The organism is Helicobacteraceae bacterium, from assembly GCA_031258155.1.
In the GTDB taxonomy this organism is placed as follows: Bacteria; Campylobacterota; Campylobacteria; order Campylobacterales; family SZUA-545; genus JAIRNH01.
This window is the reverse complement of record JAIRNH010000059.1, coordinates 10,346-28,243: the sequence shown is the minus strand read 5'-3', so window position 1 is coordinate 28,243 and position 17,898 is coordinate 10,346. Positions and strand designations below refer to the sequence as shown.

The window sequence follows — 17,898 nt, the reverse complement described above, 5'->3', positions numbered from 1 at the left end:
AATCAACGCGAATTGTAGCAGAGCGGGCTAAAATCGCCGTTTAGATATGATCCTGCATAGTATTCTCGGAGGCAAAAATGAGGAGCGTTTTGTTTGTCGCGGCAATCGCGGCGTTGTTGTGCGGGTGCGGTCGATCCGCGTTTTTCGACTTTACGGGAAGCGCGACTTACGCCGAGGCGTTGCCGCATACAAAAAGGGGCGAAATTCTCGATCGTTTTGAAAGTAAAGCGCAGATCAGCGCCAGCTACCTAAACGCGATCTATCCCGATAAAAAAGAGTATAACTCAAGCGAAACTTTTTTGATCGGACTATATATAGCGAACGATTTTAAGAGCAAAAGCAAAGAGGGACTAAACAATCCAAACTACGCTTTAGACCTGAACGGCTTAAACCGCCTAAGCGCCCAAACCGTCGATAAAAACGATAATCTGCTCAAATTGATGCCGCTAGTCAACCGCTGGAACATCTACTATATCGTCCGATTCCCGATCGCCGATAAAACGACGCTTGATTTAACGCTAAAAGAGGCGGATACCAACCAATCGACGACTATTTCGTTTCAAAAATCGAATCTATAGCGATCGGCGCGCCAAACAAACGGCGGTAGATCGCGTAGTTGGTCAGCACGTTCTTGCCATATTCGCGCGGCTCTTCAAGCGGCATTCGCTCCATGCTTAAAAACGGTTCGAACTCCCCCTTCTGAAAGAGTTTATGGCTTGCTATCGTCCGCGTGGCGAAACCAAGCCCGCCGTTGTAGGCGTAGGCGACAAACAGCGGATTGTTCAGTTTGCCTCTAAGCCATTTAATATGCCTGATAGCATACGGCGCTTGGCGATACGGGCTAAAAAAGTTCCAAACGTCGTTTTTATCCTTGCGCTCTTTGGTCATCGCCTCTATTAAAAACGGCATCATCTGCATCGACCCCACCGCGTAGCTTGACGATAGCGCCGCCGGAATGTAGCGGCTTTCTTGACGCATAATAGCCAACGTCATCGCAAGCTCGTCAACCGACAAATTGCTAAACGCTTCCGAATACGGGTTGAGATAGTAGATCGGCGCTCTATCCGGCGGCGCCAAAGCGTAATTGATCGCCGCGCGGTAAGGTTCGGCGTTTTTATGCCCTAGTTTGTTTAGTTCCGCTTGCAGCGCCTTTACGTCGCGATCGGCGATTTTTTTGCTCAGTTCGCCCCAGAAAAACGGATCGAAAAGCAACTTGTCGTCGTAGGTAGCTTCCATCGTTTTCGTAGCGGGAGCGATTGTGGCGATCGTCGGCAACGGACGATCGTTCGCCAGCCGCGTATAAAGCGTGTAAAAGTTAATCTCGGCGCTTGAATAGAGGCGATAAAGATAAATGTCGTTTTTAGTCGTCAAACGAAGCCAAAACAAGGCTCGGTCTTTTTCGTATCGCGTCGCCGCTTTGGCTTCGGCGCTTTCAAAGGCTTTAACGGCGTTTGGCGTATCGCCGCGCATAACGCGAATAACGCCTAAGTAAAACGCGCCTTTAAAATCAAGTTTGGATTCGTCGGCGACGCCGAAGGACTCCAAAAGTTGGGAGCTTCCGTCTAGTTGCGCCAAACGTTCTAACAGCGCCGAAAACCGCGCGTCCGTTTGGAGTTTTCCGATCGCTTCGGGCGCGAAATAAAAATCGGACTGTTTTTTAAGAAACGCGCCCGACGCGCCAAGCGCGATCGAATAAAAAACGTCCGGATCGCCAACGGCGGCGCCAAGCGGATTGCGCGCCGCCGTCGCTTTAAAAACGGCGGCTTTGAACGGATCGATCGCCTCTACTTTTTGGGCTATTTTTAGGCGATCGGCGCTCGAAAGAGACTCGGCGCGCGCGGCGCTAAGCGCGATAGAGAGGCAGGCGGCGTCGGCGTTTATCAGTCGCGCGTTTTCGATATTCCTGCAACGGGCGAGCTTGCTTACCGCTTTGTTGCCCGCCGAAAACGCGGAGAAATGCGGCGGCTTTGGCGATCTTAGCGAGTAAAACGCGACTCTTTTGCGCTCGATCGAGGCGTCTGAGCGCAAAAAGAGTAGCGACGCGAAATCGCGCGCTCGCGAAGGCGGCTTTTTTTCGAGTTCGGCGAGATCAAACGGCGGCGGCGCGGCGAATAGGATCGCGCAAGCGAAAGAGATTAAAGCGAATAGTCGCATTAGCCGCCGTTTTGCTTTTCGTTATCAGGCGGCGGCTTCGCGTTCATAACAAATAGATCGCCAAAGCCGTTTTCGATCATATTTTTGAGCGTTCTAATTTTTTCGTCGGCTCCGCCCTCGCGAAACTTCTTGTCGCTGGTAACGCTCGCCAACGCGCGCGCCATTTCGGAGGTGCGCGTGGCGATCGAATGGGTTTTTTGCGCCACCCGCTCGGATTCCCGCGTCATCTTTTCTATCGTTTCCACAATCTCGTTGATATGCTCAATCGCGACCATTTCGTCCTTGCTCGCCTGCGCCACCTGCGAGACCAGCGCGCTTGTCTCCTCGACTTTAGAGCTTAGTTTTTCGTAGCCGCGCATCATCTGTTCGGATATCAATTTCCCCTCTTCGGCTCTGCGCTGGCTCTCTTCGCTAAGCTCTTTGATCGTCCTCGCCGCTTCGGCGCTTCTCGCGGCGAGATTTCTAACCTCGCCCGCCACCACCGCAAAGCCTTTGCCCGCCTCACCCGCCGTCGCAGCCTCGACCGCCGCGTTAAGCGATAGAATGTTGGTTTGAAACGCTATGGCGTCGATCACGTCGATCGCCTCGTTTATCGCGTTGGCGCTACTTACGATCTGTTCCATAGCGCCAAGCGTATTGCCGGCTAACGACGCGCCTGTTTTCGCGCTCCTTTGCGTTTCGTCCGCGATATTCGCCATAAGGCTGGCTTTTTTTGCCGTATCCCTAATCGCAGTCGTGATCGCCGCGACCGCCTCGCCCGTCTCCTGCAGGGCTTTCGCCTGCTTCGACGCGGCGGCTAACAGCGAACGCACGTATCCGCCGAGTTCCTGCGCGTTGTTTTCAAGCGATCTGCCATTTTCCAAACTAGAATACAGCATCGCGCCGATCGACTCTCCCAAACGGTTTACGCCGTCGTGAAGCGCGCGGAATTCGCCACGCAACGAATCGGCGTTTGTCTGCGCCGTATAATCGTCGCTCTCGTAAGCTCGCATAACGCGAAGAATCTCTTTTATGTTGTGTTCGAGGGCGTTCATCATAGCGTTCATCGTGTCTTTCAACGCGGATAGCGCCGGACTATTGACGGCAATTTGCAAACGAGCGCCGACGTAGCCGTTATTTACTTTTGAAACGATTCTGGTAGCCTCGTCGATAAACTTGCGATCTTGCTCCAAATGATTTTCGATCCGCGCTATATTGTCGTTTATCACCCTCGCCATCTGCCCTAGCTCGTCGTCGCTACCGATTTTCAAAAGATTAGCGCGCGGCTTGGATTGGTTGAGAAATCCAAAAAAATCCAACAGTCCAGACTGCAAGGCGCGAAACTTGGCGTTTAGCGTTCGCGTAAATAAAACCGCGAACAGGATCGTCGCCAACATAGCGGCGCAAACAAATATGCCCAGCTTCGCCTGCGCCGAGCGGATCACCATATCGCTCCAGCGCGTTGAAACCTCCAAATCCATCACGCCCAGCACGTCGTTTATGCGGTTGAGAATGTGGCAGCGCACGCAAATTGGCTCGGCGAATTGCGGCTTTAACAGTCTCACGCGCCGTCCGTCCTCTCTTTCGATCTCCTGTAAAATCGCCTCTTTGGCGGCGAAAACGCGCAAAACGTCGGGATCTTCGGTAAATTTCTGCGGCATATCGAAAGTCGAGATCACCTCTTTATCGGGCCAAATCGATAGCGAGTGAACCCCTTCGATCTCTCTAGCCCGCTCCAGCGCTTCGGCGATGACGATCCGATCGCCCGTAAACATCGATAGGCGCAACGTCTGAAAGATAGATTCGCTCATCATCGCCAACGTCTTGCGCGCGCTACGATCGGAAAGCTCCTTGTAGCCCGTGCTTGTTACAAAATAAATAAATATCGAGCCTAGCGAAGCAAAGGCAAGAATCGCGACTAACGCTTTCGAGCCGAAGGTTTTAAGCATCGGGTTTTCTTTTGACTTTCATATTCCAAAGCAAAAGCGATTCCTCGTTTTCCAAGCTACCCGCTAAGAGAGCGAGCGAAATCTATAAGCAGTCTAACGAGAAATAGATTGATAAACTGCAAAGCTAGAATAACGATAAGCGGCGCGAAATCGACGCCCTGAAAATTTGTTCTTACAAAACGGCGAACAAGGTTATAAACTGGCTCCGTCAGGCGATATAGTATCTGTATGATCGGGTTATACGGATCGGGGCGAACCCAACTTACCAACGCGGCTACGATAATGATAATACTATAAATCGAGATAACTTGCCCTAAAATAACGGCGATCGCTTCAATTAGTCTTGATAAAACGCTCATATCTCTCCTTTCGCGCTATTGTAACAAAGGCGGACTATTCTCTCCGTTTGAGGCGCCCGTTCGCAAATTGCGGCGTTTATAAGAGCGCCGCCCAATACCCGTAAACGATCGCCGCCAACAAAAACAAACCTATAAAGGTAAATATAGTCCCGTAAAACGCCATATTTTTTACGTTTAACGCGCCGCTTGAAAGCGCGATCGCGTTTGGCGGCGTGGAGATCGGCAACATAAACGAAAAACTCGCGCAAACCGTCGCGGCTAACAAAAATCGCTCCACGCTAAAACCGCCTTGCAGGCAGAGCGAATAGACGATCGGAAGCGCGATAGAGGCTTTGGCGGTGTTGCTGATCGCAAAGCCTAGGAAGCTCATAACGACCAAGATCGCGATAAGCGTCGCTAAACTGCCTTTAGATACGAAAAACTCCATCGCCCCCGCCGCGCTTTTATCCAGTCCCGTAGTCAAAAACGCCTGCGAGAGCGCGAATCCGGCGCCAAACAGAAAGACGATCTCGTAGGGAATCTTTTTGCTGTCGTTCCAATCGATAAACGATAAACCGGGCATAAACAGCAAAAGTCCGTAAAACAGTATCAGGGACTGCTCGTTCAACCCCAGCCCGCTATAGTAAGGCTCGATCGGCGAATTAAGCAGGAGCAAAACCGCTAATGAAACGATAATCGCCCCCAACTTTTTCTGTTCTTTGGTGATTGGCGACCATTGGCTTAAATTATAGGTTAACTTCATATTTTTCGCGCCGACGGAAAGCAGCAGGGAGAGCGCGATCAGCATCGCCAGCGCCAGCGGAGACATAAGCGCGATCCAGCCCATAAACGAGATCGAGCCTATATTTTGCGCGTTTAAAAAACCAAATAGAATTAGATTGGGCGGCGTGCCGATCGGGGTGATTATGCCGCCGACGCTCGCGCCGAAAGCGATCGCGAGCGCTAAGCGCGTTTTTAATCTCGCGTCGCTTGTCAGAAAGTGGGCTAACGGCATTAGCAACATCGCCGTCGTAGTGTTTGAAAGAACGGCGCTCAACGCGCCGCTGGTAAAACTAAGCGCGAAGATCGCGCCGCGCGCGCTCGCGGGAAAAATCTTCAGCAACTTGCGGGCGATTAGCTTGTGGAGCTCCGTTTTTTCGACGGCTAAGGACAGCATAAACCCGCCCAAAAAGAGAAAGATAATGCCGTTGGCGTAGTTGCCGGCGGTTTTATCCGCGCTCATAACGCCAAGCGCCGGAAAGAGCGCGATCGGCAGCAGCGAAACCACGCCGAGCGGCAACGCCTCGTTCGTCCACAGCGCGACAAGCAAAACGACCGCTCCCAAAAGACGCGAATGCTGATCGTTTAAGCCGCCGCCAAGCGCGATCGCGTATGTTAGCGCCGCCGCTATAACCGCTACGGCGATCCCTTTGATCTGTTTATTTGCCAATTGTCCGCGTCCGTTTCATAAAGTTTCAAATCGGATTTTATACGCAAACGTTGAAACGCGTCTCGACGAAGGCAAAAACGTTTAGGCGTTTTGAACGAGATCGGCAAAAATTGACGCGCTTCGCGCCTAATCTCGCGATCCAACAACGGCGTTTAACGCAGACCCGCGTTTGCCGCAAGTCTAGCCGATCGCCCCTCCCCCTCTCCGTCATTCCCGCCTTCGCGGGTATGACGGAGAGGAGATAGGTTATCGCCTTCCTACGCGCCGATGTTCGCAAGCAAACGGGCGCATTCGCAAGAATGACGGGAGAGGCGGGAAGGGCGGAGGACAGCTGGTTTAGCAAAGCGCGAGAATGACGAGGCGTGGTCGTGGTCGTAAAGATCGCTTTCGCTAATTTGCGACTCAATATCCAACAACGGCGCGTTAACGAAAGCATAGCTATAACTCGTCGTTTATGGCGTATGCGATCGAGGCAATTAAGCGGAACCGAGCGTATAAGTCGGTTATAACCGCAATGCCGTCCAACTCGGATATTCTTGTTTCAATCCACGCGCTCGCAAGGAGCGCGACCGTATGAGGGGGCGGGAGTAGCGCTCGCGTCGCCCGGTTTCAATCCACGCGCTCGCAAGGAGCGCGACATCTTTACACGCAACGGAATTAAGGCTAAACGCAGTTTCAATCCGCAAGGCGCGTCGTCGCCTGACAAGCGCGGCGTATACCGCGCGCTAACTTCGCCACAGATTTGAACAAGGCGCGAAGATTAGACGGGCAAAATTATAGGATAAATCCGTATTACAAGCGCGTCCGCGTTTGCCCATACGCCTCGTCGTAAGCCCAAAGAAACGTTTGATCGGCGCGTTTGTAAGCGCGCCTGATTTAGCGCCGCTTGTTCGATCGTTGCCGTTTATGTTAGGGCGACGGCGATCGCGTATTTTTTTTCGTGCGAGATTGATACTTGCAGTTTGACGATTCCAAAACGTTTAGCGGCGCGAGAGCTTAAAATGGCGGTCGGCGCCCCCTCTTTATTTTTGACGATCACAATATCCAGAAAACCCAGCTTCGCGCCGATTCCGACGCCAAGCGCTTTGGAGACCGCCTCTTTCGCCGCCCAAAGCCCCGCGACGCTTTCGGGACGATCGCCGCAGGAAGCAATCTCCGCTTCGCTCAAAAACCGCTTCAGCGCCCGATCGCCAAAGCGCTTTTTTAACTCCGCGATTCGCCCGATCTCGATCAAATCAACGCCTATCATTTGCCGTTCGACCAATGCGCCAAAATCAAAACGCTTGAAATAGGACGCGCTTTATTGAATGACAAAGGTCGTAAAATAAACGTTCTTGACCTGCCCGTCGATTAGATGTCTATTGACGTTATTTTTTATCTCCTCGCACAAGCGCGCCTTGCCGCTTTCGGTGGAAATCTCGTCAAATCGTTTGCTTGAAAGCTGTCGAATAATCGCGTCGCGTATGCGCGGCATTTTGTTTTCCACTTCGGGACCCGCGTTTTTATGCGTAAGCTCCAAACTGATATTTGTTTTAAGGTAACGTCTGCCGTCGCCGCCGAGCAGATTAACGATAAATTGTTCCAGATCCACCATAGGTCCTAGCATAGGTTCGACGCCTACGGTCCCGCCGCTAACCCTGTTTTGCGAAAGATTTTCGCCGTCTCTTTGCGGTTGGACGCTTTCGCCGCTTGAACCTATCAGCAAAACGACGCCAAGAATAACTATAATCAAAAACAGCGCGACGCCGCCTATGGCAATCAAAAGTAGCGGGCTTTTCTTTTTTGGCTCTTCTTTTTCGTCCGATTTCGCGTTTGCCACTCAAAGCTCCTTGTTGTGTTACAATACGAGTAAATCGGCAATTTTAGCCTAGCAAAGCATAAGATTATCAGATGTTTGAAGCATTTTTGTTTCGTTTAGGTCAGCCATTTCGCGCGTTAGGCGAATTTAACGCGAAAATAGGCGCGTTTTTCATCTTTCAGGCGCGTTTCTTTCCTCTGCTTTTCTCTCGTCCGTTTCGCGGCTCGCTTTTGTTAAAACAGCTTGAAGTTATCGGCGCGAATAGTCTTGTGGTCGTCGTTATGACCGCCGTTTTCACGGGAATGGTGATGTCAATCCAACTTTACGGCGCGTTTCACCAATTCAGGGCGGAATCGATGATGGGTTACGCGATATTCCTAGCGATCGGACGCGAACTCGGACCTGTTTTTACCGCGTTAATGTTAATTAGCCGCGCCGCTAGCGCAATGGCGGCGGAGCTTGGAACAATGCGCGTTACCGAGCAGATCGACGCGATCGAGGCGCTATCGATCAACTCCAAAGCCTATCTATTAACGCCCCGTATTCTCGCCTCTGTTATCGCGACGCCGATCTTGATCGTCGTGTTCGATCTTGTCGCCAACGTAGGCGCGTATGTTTTGGCGACGGAACTTGGCGTAAATGAAAACGCCTATATGCAAACGATCGAGCTTTACGCCAGTTTGAGCGATTTCTTGCAAGGATGTATAAAAGGTATTGTCTTTGGCTATCTGATCGGCGCGATAGCCACCTACGCTGGCTACAACGCGAGCGGCGGCGCAAAAGGCGTGGGGTTAGCCACTACCCAAGCGGTCGTCAGCGCCAGCGTCGCGTTGTTTCTCGCCAACTACTTTCTGTCTTCGCTCTTTCTACTGCTAGATTGGTAGAGTTTAACTAGCTGCGCGATCTTGCTCTCCGCTCTTGAAGCCCGCCCTAACGCGATTAAAAGTAGCAAAAACATCAATACGATAAAAGCTAGTAGCCCTAAAATAAAATACTCTACGTGCGCTTTTGTAATATCCAAATACCGATCAAACGGCAATCCCGCGCCGCTATCTACGCGCGATAGCGCCTCTTTCACGCTTGTTTCGAGCGCGAAAACCCGATCGGCGAGCGTATTGACGCGAAGCGCGGTCGCTTCGTCGGCTCCGTTCGTTTCTACAACGTTTAATCGCGCGGCGATCGCGGCTTCCAGCTTATCCAAGCGCTCGTCCACGTCCGCGCTTGGGCGCTCGACAATCGTTTGGACGACTCCGGCGTTTTTCGGAATCGAACCGGCTATCTTTTTCTGCGCGGCTAGGAGCGCCGCGTTTTCCTTCGCCAGCCTAGCTACGTCGGCTTCTAGCTTTTTGAGCCTGTCGGCGTCTTCGCCGCGCTTGGCGGGCGCGTCTCGATCGCTTTTAAGCCTAATCAAATCGCCTTTTAGTTCGGCAATCTCTCTTTCAAGCCTTTCAAACCGCTCGCTTACAAGCGCTTCGCTTGAATAGTCAAAAATATAGTTGTCTTTTGCGAAAATTAAAACCGCAAACGCCGCAAACATCAGTAACGTTCTCAACCGTCGCTCCTTTAGCGCAATCTACCTCGGATAAAGCAAGCGGCATTCCGTTGATATAATAGCGCGATGGAAAAAGCCGCGTTGGCAGTGATGCGTTTGCAACCGCTTCACAACGGACACAAGTTGCTTATAGACGCGATGTTGTCCGAAGCGGCTATCGCGTTGGTGGGAGTAGGCTCGATTAACAAGAACGATAGGCGCAATCCGTTTAGCTTTGCCGATCGCAAGGCGATGATCGAGGCTTTATACAAAGACGAGCCGCGATTAAAAGTGTTTGGTCTGCGCGACATAGAGGCGAATAGCAAGCGCGAATGGGCGGATTTCGTTCTGGGCGAGATAAAACGACAAGGGTTGCCAAATCCTACGCGCTACTACGCGGGCGATCGTAAAAACGGCGAGTGGTTCTCGGAAGTTTTGCCGATTAGAATCGTCGATCGGCTAAAAGAGGGCGGCGGAATAAGCTCCACGGAGCTTCGGCAAGCATTTTCTGGCGAGAGCGCCAACCTGCCGATACCTGACGAGATTAAAGATTTTTTGAGGAACAGAGATGAGTTTCAGCGATTTTTTTCGCAATCTATTTAGATTGGACGAGCAGGTTGATTTCTACGCCATGATCTTCGCGGCGCTGATCGTTTCGGTTGAGCGAGAACTCGAGGATACGCATACTCGGATCAAGTCCGCGGCTGAAACTCTTTTTAGCGGTTTGAAAGATCGGGAGTTATTCGCGGAACGAACGTTTAGCTACATAGCCAAATGCGCGAAAAATGAAATGACGTTAAATCGGCTTGTGCGCAAGATCGCGCGGTTTAGCAAACTCTATCCGTCGTGGATTGCGGGTATGAAAGAAGAGGCTATAACGTTTGCGAAAGCCGACAACGACGGAATACAAGATCGCGCTTTAGATTTTATAGAGAGTTTGAAAACCGAAGCGATAAAAACCTAAGACGACTCCGAAGCAAATTAGCCCGACGCAAAACGGCGGATAAAACTCAACTTTCGCAATAATGCGCCGATACGCGCATCTTTAGGGCGGCTAGTGGATCCCATCGTTTTTCTTTGTTCCTTGCTTATATAAAAGCGCGAATAAGGCTTAATAGGAAAAGCATGTTATTTGCGGCGCGGGTTTGTCGGCTTTTAAGCCCCGTTTATCGCTCGCCGCGTTTTGATTTTCTCTAAAAGTAACCGTTGCGCTCGCCAAATTTCGCTCTGCTTTTGTCTCCTTACACGCGAGCTGGAATAACGCGCAACTAGCGGCGACTCCTTATCGCAGGTTGCGCCCCCCTAACGATCGCGCGCGCCGTCATTCCCGCGAAGGCGGAAATCCATCTCTTTCACGCCTTCGGCGCATCGGATACGCGTTGTTGCGAGTATGATAAAGAAGGTTGTTATTACAGCGCAAGCGGGAATCCGCGCTATATAAAGGCATTGCGAAATATCGGAGCGGCTTCTTGCCAAAGCGCCTCTCGTTATAGAAAGGCGTTATTAAAAACTAGGCGACTTTGCGCCGAAAGCGCCTCGCCTTTAACAAAACGGCGATCGCTTTCGCGCCGCGATCGCGACAAATCGTCGATCATAACGGTAGCGATAAAGCGCCCGATCGCATAAGGCAATCAAAGCGTTTTTAGCGCGTCTTGCGCCGTCAAAGATGCGCGTTGCGTTAAAAGAGTTTTGCGATGATGGTTAATACGCCTAGTAAAACAGTCCCGATTAGCCATTACGTCGCGCCTAACTCCGCTCCGATAGACTTTATTTCTCCTCTTAGTCGGAGATTTCCAGCGACGGCTTATAGCTCTCTTAAATCCCGTTTTGTCGCTAGATACGCTACGCCAAGCGCATCCTTTAATACGACCCTTTGGCTTGGCTCTTCTGAAGCCCAACCTCTCGCAACCTCTCAACTGCGGCGATCGCGATTATCGGAATGCCGCCGCTAAATTTCGTTTATATCGAGCATAACGTCTATATTGATAACGCTGACCATCTCGCCGTTTAATTGCGCCAAACCTTCCAAACAGCGCGGATCAAGTCCGCTTCCCATATCCGACGCGGCTTGCAGATCGGCGGGGTCGATTTCCGCGATTGTTTCGATACTATCGGCTACGATCGCCATCACGCGCCCGTTGCGCAGTTTCATAGCCACTATAATAGTTTCTTCGTCGTAAACCGTATCGATCGCGGAAAATTTGCGCCGAAAATCGATCACGGGCGTAACCTCGCCGCGCATATTGATTACCCCTAGCACCCAAGCGGGATTGTTGGGCAGCGCCGTGATCTTGCCCGCGTAGGTTATGATTTCGCGCACTCTGCTTAGCCTCGCGCCGTATAGAATGCCGAACATTCTGAAAATCAGAAATTCCTCTTTCATCGCGTTCTCGTTTGCCGCAGTTCGCGCTCTTTTTCGACCAGCCCAAGCGGATCGAGGATCAAAACAACCTCGCCGTCGCCCTGCACCGTCGCGCCGCCAATCCCGCCTACGCGCCTAAAATTTTTCTCCAGCGATTTAACGACGACCTGTTGCTGCGCGCCGAAACTATCCACAAACAGCGCGATTCGCTCGCCGCCCGCGCGCACCACGATCAGCATGCCCAGCGACGGGTCGACGAACTTTGGCTTGATGTTAAACAGCGAATAAAGCTCCAAAATGGGAATAAAGCTTTCTCTGAGCAAAAGCGTAGTTTTACTTCCGTCGCCGTTTGATTGGATCATGGACTGGCGCGGTTGCAACGACTCGACTACCGACGAAAGCGGCAGGATATATCGATGATCGCCCACGCTTACGTTTAAGCCGTCCAAGATCGCGAGCGTAAGCGGAAGCGTGATGGTTACGCTTGTCCCGACGCCTTTTTGCGATTTGACCCTGACGATGCCGCCGAGCTTCGCTATATTGTTGCGCGCCACGTCCATACCGACGCCGCGCCCCGAAATATCGGTTACCGCGTCGGCGGTGGTAAGCCCCGCCATAAAGACCAGATCGTTTTTGTCGTCGTCGCTCATTCTTAAGGCTTGATTGGCGGATATTAGCTTATGCTCGATCGCTTTGGACACCACTTTGAGCGTGTCGATTCCGCGCCCGTCGTCTTTGATTATAATTACGATCTGCCCGTTTTCCTGCGCGGCGGAAACGCTTACCGAGCCGACCGGATTCTTGCCGGCGGCTTCGCGCGCGGCGGGATCCTCGAGTCCGTGATCTAACGCGTTGCGGATAATGTGCATAAGCGGATCGTTTAGTCCCTCGATTATCATCTTGTCTATTTCGACGTTCTCGCCGCTATAGACTAGCCGCGCTCGCTTGCCTAGCTTTTTTGCTATATCGCGCGCGATTTTCGGCAGTTTTGCGTATATATGCTCTATTGGAATCATACGAACGCCCATCACCGCGTCCTGCAGCGCCCTGATATGCCGCGTTAGCTGTCCTAACCTTTCGCCCATCTCGTCGCGATCGGCTTTGGATTCCAGCCGCTCGGAGAAGCGGCTAAGCATAGAGTTGGTGATCACCAGCTCGCCCACGCGGTTAAGTAGCAGATCGATTTTGTCCAGATCGACGCGAATACTCGCGCTTTTGGTTTTGTCGCCGCTTTCTGGCGGCGGCGCGGAAGGATTATCGGCGGCGGGATTTTGCTCGGCATGAGTCTGCGCCGCTTCAATTTGGGCGGGATCGAAAAGCGCGAATCCCTCGCTGGTTACGTCTTGCGCGTATATTTCGTCGTTCTTGTCGGCGGCGGGATTTTGAGCGGCGTCGATCTGGGCGGGATCGAAAAGCGCGAATCCCTCGTCCGCGTCTAACGCCTTGTCGTCTCGCGCCGCGTCCGATTTTTCGCCTATATACTCCCGCGCCCTGCGATCGAGCCGTTCTAGCTTGATATTGTATTCGGCGTTATCGATCCTGTTTTGCGATTCCGCCTTCAAAATCTCCTGCATCTGATCAAAGCTATCGACAAGAAATTCCGCCATGCCGCTTTGATAGGCGATTTTACCGTCGCGCAGCAAGGAGAGCATATTCTCCAAACCGTGCGCGTATCGGCTAAGACGATCAAAATCAACGCTTCCGCCGCCGCCTTTAATCGTGTGCAGAATGCGAAACAGTTCGCCTATGGCTTGCGAATCTAAATAGTCGTTCTCTTCGGCGTTTAACAGGCAATCGTAGGCGTTTGCGAAAAGCTCGCTCGCCTCCTCCAAAAACAGCGATTGATATTCGGTCATCGCCTAACCTTACCGCGTCATATCGGGGATACGCGCTTATCCCGCGCGACGCGCACAAGCCGATCGGCAAGCGCCGAAACCTGCCGCGTAATCTTGCCCGTGTCTATAGCCGCTTCGCTATTTTTTCGGTTGATCGCGCCAAGCTCTTCAATCGAATCGCTTATGCTTCCGGCTTTTTTCATCTCGTCTTGCGCGGCGCTCGTAACGGCGTCCACCAGATCGTAGGTGTCCGAGATTTTGCGGTTTAGAATATCGAAGCTCTCGATCATCTTTTTGGAGATCGCCATGCCGTCGTTTGCCTTTAACTGCGTTTGCGCCACGAGTTCTTTTATCTTTTTTGCCGCCTCCGCGCTTTTGCCCGCGAGCGTTCTAACTTCGCCCGCCACTACGGCGAAGCCTTTGCCAGCCTCGCCAGCCGTCGCCGCCTCTACGGCGGCGTTGAGCGATAGAATATTGGTTTGAAAGGCGATAGAGTCGATCACGGCGATCGCCTCCTTGATCTGCGAAGTGGAGACGCTGATCTCCTCCATAGCCGTCACCGTTCCCTGCGTCAAAGAAAGTCCGCTCTGCGCCGCCGTTTTCGTTTCGATCGCAAACGCCGCCATCTGTTCGGCTTTGCGCGTCGTGTCTTGAATCTGCAGAATAATATCGCTGGCGGCGGCGGTGATATGATCTACGCTCGCGGCTTGACTAACCGATATTTTAGAAAGACTCTCTACGGCGTTGGCAAGCTCTTTTGAAGCGGCGTTTAGCGTCATGCCGTATTTGTAGTTCATCGTCGTATTGTCGCTTAACGCCGCGCCGAGCGTATTGATCCCCTCGATCAAACGAAGCGCTTCGCCGCCTAGCCCTCCCGTTTCAATTTTAACGGCGTAATCGCCGCTTTTATACGATTCAAGAGCGTTAAGCGCGCGGCGTATGACGGCGTCTATGCTTTGGGTCATTCGGTTGAACGCTTTGATAAGCCCGTAATTTAGATAGTTATCGCTTCTGCCGATCATACGGTGCGCCGTATGCCCCTTGCCGACCTGCTCGGAGAACAGCAAGATATTGCCCAGCGCCTTTATGTTATCGTCGCGGCGTTTTTCAAGACGATCCGCCGCGTCGTTAATGTCTTTGATAATCTCGCCCATAGAGTCTTCTACCATAGTCAGCCGCTCGAACTCGTTTGACTGCTCGGAGATGTAGTTTGAAAAGCGCCCTATATACGCGGCTACGCGCGCGAGCGTTTCGTCGTTGGCTTTAGTTTCAAAATACCATTTTAATATCAGGATCAAAAAAACGACGCCGAAACTTATAACCTCTACGAACTCCACGACGGACGTCGCGTCGTAATAGCTATCTCGTTTCGCTTCCAGCGCGGCTTTCGCCTTTACGCTAAGCGCGGTTATGCCCGTAGCGAAACTTTGCGCTCCGTCGTCGATCGCGCCCGTCTGAACGCGCTCTAGATACGCGCCATAATAGTCGTTAGCCGCCTTGCCTATCGCAGGATCGTCCCCGTTAAGCCACGATACAAGCGCCTCTATCGTCTTTTTCTCCGTTTCGCTCGCGTCGCCTATATACGCCGCGACGCTCAAAAGGGTTTCCAGCCGAGCGTTAGCGCGCGCAAGCGAAACTACCTCTTGCGCGATCTTATGCGCGTCGTTGATCTGCAATCTAAGATACGCAAAAGAGCCGATCAGCGTCGCGGCGATCAAAAACCAATAAAAAATAGATGCGGCGCGGCTCATCGCGTCTCCTCAAGCCGCATTTGCTCGTATTTTTTCTCGTAACGCTCTATCTCCTCCTCGTTCGCTCTCGTGCGAACGGCGAGATAACCTTCGCCGTTGATGGAGTCGATCGGAAAGACGGTCATAAATACCCAATAGTAATCGCCGCCCTTTGTCCTGTGTTTGACAAAGCCTTTCCATACCCCGCCCTCGTTTATCGCCCGCCCCATATCTATCGGTATAGATTTCGGCACGCTGCTATGGAGCATAAAATCGTATGGTTTTCCCACGAGTTCCGCTTCGCTGAAACCGGATATTTCAATCAGATCGTCGTTAATATATCTAACTATCCCGCTTGGATCCGTTTCCGAAACGAGCATGCTCTTTTCGTCCACCGCGATCATTCTGCCGTTTTCGCTCATTTGTTTTGCCTCTCTTTCATATATCGCTCCACCAGCTTAAACATCGCGTGCGTGTCCGATTTGTCGATATGATCGACCGCGCCCAGCCGTTTGACTTTCTCCGCAACGCCGCTACTGGTCATGCTTGAGTTGACCACTACCGGCAACGCGCTAAGCCGCTCGTTTCGCTTGATATGCGCAATTACCTGATAGCCGTCGCGCACGGGCATCTCCAGATCGGTTACGATCAGCCCCACTTCGTTTACGTCTATCGAATCTAAACGCGATATAAGCTCCGCCCCGTCCGAGTAGATCTCGTAGGATATGTTCAGCGAATCAAAAAAATCGGCTAATTTTTTCGCGGCGGAAACGCTGTCCTCGGCGATCAGAGCTTTTTTGCGGACAAATTTAAGCTCCTCTTTGGACGGGAGAACAAACGGCGGCATCTCTTTGGGAAACCCGCAATCGGACATGAGCCGCTCTATATCGAAAACCGCGCACGGTTTATTCTCGCCGTTGATTTTTATGTTGGTAACGTAGAGGATTTTAAGCGCGCGCGAATCGGGGATTTTAAGCTCGAAGCTATATTTATCCTCGATGCCGATAATCTCGCGGGCAAAAAAACCGATCCTGCGGCGGCTAACGCTACAAACCACGCCGACCGTAAAATCCGCGAGATCGGGTTTTGGCATTCCAAGCCAGCGATCGAGATCGACGAAAGTTACCAGCTCGTCGCGCACTTGCGCCACGCCGACTACGACGCTGTTAGGATCGCGGTTTGGCACGATGTTAATCTCGCTTAGAATCACGAAATTTTGTATTTTCGCCACGTTTACGGCGTATATCTCGTAGTTTGCCGAGTAAAAAACCGCGAGCTGCATAATGTTGTTTAGATGGCTATCCGTCATCTTTTCAACGCTTTTTTGAATATCAAGCTCCGCGCTCATACGGCGATTCGCTCCATCAGTTTACTTGTGATTTTGGTTATAGCGTCCCTGCGAAAAGGCTTGACCAGATAACCGGCTACGCCCATTCTAAGCATCTGCATAACTTTCTCATGCCCGCCTTCGGTGGTAGCCATAACGATCAGAAGGTTCGGATAGACTTTCGCCTCCTTGATCTTCGCCACCGTCGCTTCGCCGCTCATAGTAGGCATATTCCAGTCTAGGAACATAATTTTTACGTCGGGATTTTGCTCAAGCAGCTCAAGCGCCTCTTTGCCGTTGCTTGCCTCAAGAATCTCCAAAGACGGAAAATCCGATTTAAGCGCCGCTTGAATCACCCTCCGCATCGTTACGCTATCATCGGTCACGATAACTTTGATCGCGTCTGATCGAACGCGATCCTCGCCGTTTTTAGGCGTCAAAAAAATCTCTATCGATTTATCGTCTAGCAGATCGAAAAACAGCATATTCCACGAGGACGTTACCGCGACGGAGAGCTCCGTTTTGTCGTCGAAGGTCGCCGAAACAAGCCCTTCGCCCAACATGTCCAACTCCAGCGCCTGCCGATCTCGGTTTATATCCGTCAAAGCCAACGCGCCGCCTTCGGTCGCCACAATAGCGGCGCGATCGTCAAAAGCGCGATCGATCGCTTTGATCGCGCCTTTGCCAATCGGATAGACGCGCGCTAATTTACCGTTTTCGACGTTCCATGCGGCTACGCGCCCTTCTAGATCGCCGCTTATTAGATAGTTGCCGACGAATTTGAGCGCGCTTACGCCGCGCTTATGCAATTCGAGCGACGATTGATTGTTGAGATCGGCGGTTTTGACAATGGTAATATCGCCGTTTTCAAACGCTATAGCCGCCGTCTCGGCGTTTGCGCTAAGCTCGATAAGCGAGATCGGCTCGAATCCTTTAACCGTCGCGATCGGTCGCGCGTTATCCGTTGACCAGAACGTAAAAACGCCTCGCTTATCCCCGACGGCGAAGCGCGTCCCGTCCTCGCTCGCCGCGATAGCGGACGGCTCGCCGTCGCGCGAGGGCTTTATATCGAAAGATCGCGCCTTTTTCTTAGAGTCGAGGTCATACAGATCGACGACGTCAAGATTGCGATCGAGGGCAAAAACAAAATGACCGGAAATAAAAAAATCGAGCGGGCTTTTTGGCGATACTGGTATGCTAAAGCCGCCCAGGTCCGTCTGCGTTTTTGAGTCGAGTATTTTAACGGCGCACGAAGTTTGCAAATCGACAAGCGCAACCAACCGATCGCCGCCCGTCAGCTTGCATTGCAATATGGGGCGTCCGACTCGGACGTTTCGTTTAACGATCGCCACAGATCACTCCTTGTCCTCTTTAGCCGTTAATTATAACAAGCCGTTATTATTCCAAAAGACCAAGAAAGGTTGCGCAAGTTATAATCAATCCGC

The 17,898-nt window shown here is 51.9% G+C and carries 17 protein-coding genes; 4 read left to right on the top strand and 13 right to left on the bottom strand.

All coding sequences use genetic code 11. The annotated features are described in order from the left end of the window. Positions 1 to 77: 77 nt before the first annotated feature. Positions 78 to 578, top strand: coding sequence for a hypothetical protein (locus tag LBF86_08090; GenBank protein ID MDR0665461.1), 501 nt, complete (start codon positions 78 to 80; stop codon positions 576 to 578). On the opposite strand, the gene LBF86_08085 is transcribed toward LBF86_08090, so the two are convergent. From LBF86_08085 to LBF86_08060, 6 genes are all read right to left on the bottom strand, one after another. Next, positions 550 to 2,154: a transglycosylase SLT domain-containing protein gene (locus tag LBF86_08085; protein MDR0665460.1), complete on the bottom strand. Its 1,605-nt coding sequence runs from the start codon at positions 2,152 to 2,154 to the stop codon at positions 550 to 552. The two genes, LBF86_08090 and LBF86_08085, sit on opposite strands and share 29 nt — an antisense overlap. After that, positions 2,154 to 4,082: a methyl-accepting chemotaxis protein gene (locus tag LBF86_08080; GenBank protein MDR0665459.1), complete on the bottom strand. Its 1,929-nt coding sequence runs from the start codon at positions 4,080 to 4,082 to the stop codon at positions 2,154 to 2,156. Before LBF86_08080 ends, LBF86_08085 begins: the two co-directional genes overlap by 1 nt. A gap of 56 nt (positions 4,083 to 4,138) precedes the next feature. Next, complete coding sequence (locus tag LBF86_08075) at positions 4,139 to 4,441, bottom strand: YggT family protein (GenBank protein MDR0665458.1); 303 nt, start codon at positions 4,439 to 4,441, stop codon at positions 4,139 to 4,141. A 76-nt stretch (positions 4,442 to 4,517) separates the two neighbouring features. After that, positions 4,518 to 5,870, bottom strand: coding sequence for an anion permease (locus LBF86_08070; GenBank protein MDR0665457.1), 1,353 nt, complete (start codon positions 5,868 to 5,870; stop codon positions 4,518 to 4,520). A 904-nt stretch (positions 5,871 to 6,774) separates the two neighbouring features. Continuing rightward, positions 6,775 to 7,119 carry a holo-ACP synthase gene (gene acpS, locus LBF86_08065; GenBank protein ID MDR0665456.1) on the bottom strand — a complete coding sequence of 115 codons (345 nt, stop codon included), beginning with the start codon at positions 7,117 to 7,119 and terminating at the stop codon, positions 6,775 to 6,777. A 51-nt stretch (positions 7,120 to 7,170) separates the two neighbouring features. Next, positions 7,171 to 7,689, bottom strand: coding sequence for a flagellar basal body-associated FliL family protein (locus LBF86_08060; GenBank protein ID MDR0665455.1), 519 nt, complete (start codon positions 7,687 to 7,689; stop codon positions 7,171 to 7,173). A 71-nt stretch (positions 7,690 to 7,760) separates the two neighbouring features. Between LBF86_08060 and LBF86_08055 the strand changes: the two genes are divergently transcribed. Further along, positions 7,761 to 8,552 (top strand): ABC transporter permease, encoded by a 792-nt coding sequence (locus LBF86_08055; GenBank protein ID MDR0665454.1) that lies wholly within the window; start codon positions 7,761 to 7,763, stop codon positions 8,550 to 8,552. Here LBF86_08055 and LBF86_08050 read toward each other — a convergent pair. Continuing rightward, positions 8,513 to 9,220, bottom strand: a complete 708-nt coding sequence (locus tag LBF86_08050; protein ID MDR0665453.1) for a hypothetical protein — start codon at positions 9,218 to 9,220, stop codon at positions 8,513 to 8,515. The genes LBF86_08055 and LBF86_08050 overlap by 40 nt on opposite strands. Before the next feature lie 66 nt (positions 9,221 to 9,286). Here LBF86_08050 and LBF86_08045 point away from each other — a divergent pair, with 66 nt between their 5' ends. Further along, complete coding sequence (locus LBF86_08045; GenBank protein MDR0665452.1) at positions 9,287 to 9,802, top strand: hypothetical protein; 516 nt, start codon at positions 9,287 to 9,289, stop codon at positions 9,800 to 9,802. Then, positions 9,768 to 10,163: a hypothetical protein gene (locus LBF86_08040; protein ID MDR0665451.1), complete on the top strand. Its 396-nt coding sequence runs from the start codon at positions 9,768 to 9,770 to the stop codon at positions 10,161 to 10,163. The genes LBF86_08045 and LBF86_08040 overlap by 35 nt, the downstream gene beginning before the upstream one ends. Before the next feature lie 984 nt (positions 10,164 to 11,147). On the opposite strand, the gene LBF86_08035 is transcribed toward LBF86_08040, so the two are convergent. Genes LBF86_08035 through LBF86_08010 form a run of 6 tightly spaced genes read right to left on the bottom strand, consistent with a single transcriptional unit; the run spans position 11,148 to position 17,805 of the window. Then, positions 11,148 to 11,582: a chemotaxis protein CheW gene (locus LBF86_08035; protein MDR0665450.1), complete on the bottom strand. Its 435-nt coding sequence runs from the start codon at positions 11,580 to 11,582 to the stop codon at positions 11,148 to 11,150. Beyond that, a complete protein-coding gene (locus LBF86_08030) occupies positions 11,579 to 13,417 on the bottom strand; it encodes a chemotaxis protein CheA (protein MDR0665449.1) in 1,839 nt (612 codons plus the stop codon). Before LBF86_08030 ends, LBF86_08035 begins: the two co-directional genes overlap by 4 nt. A gap of 17 nt (positions 13,418 to 13,434) precedes the next feature. Next, a complete protein-coding gene (locus LBF86_08025) occupies positions 13,435 to 15,147 on the bottom strand; it encodes a methyl-accepting chemotaxis protein (GenBank protein MDR0665448.1) in 1,713 nt (570 codons plus the stop codon). Next, the gene (locus LBF86_08020; protein MDR0665447.1) at positions 15,144 to 15,548 is read right to left on the bottom strand and encodes a PAS domain-containing protein; all 405 of its coding nucleotides are present in this window, start codon (positions 15,546 to 15,548) and stop codon (positions 15,144 to 15,146) included. Before LBF86_08020 ends, LBF86_08025 begins: the two co-directional genes overlap by 4 nt. Next, positions 15,545 to 16,474, bottom strand: coding sequence for a chemotaxis protein CheV (locus LBF86_08015; protein MDR0665446.1), 930 nt, complete (start codon positions 16,472 to 16,474; stop codon positions 15,545 to 15,547). The genes LBF86_08020 and LBF86_08015 overlap by 4 nt, the downstream gene beginning before the upstream one ends. After that, positions 16,471 to 17,805, bottom strand: coding sequence for a response regulator (locus tag LBF86_08010; protein ID MDR0665445.1), 1,335 nt, complete (start codon positions 17,803 to 17,805; stop codon positions 16,471 to 16,473). Before LBF86_08010 ends, LBF86_08015 begins: the two co-directional genes overlap by 4 nt. Between the last annotated feature and the right edge of the window lie 93 nt (positions 17,806 to 17,898).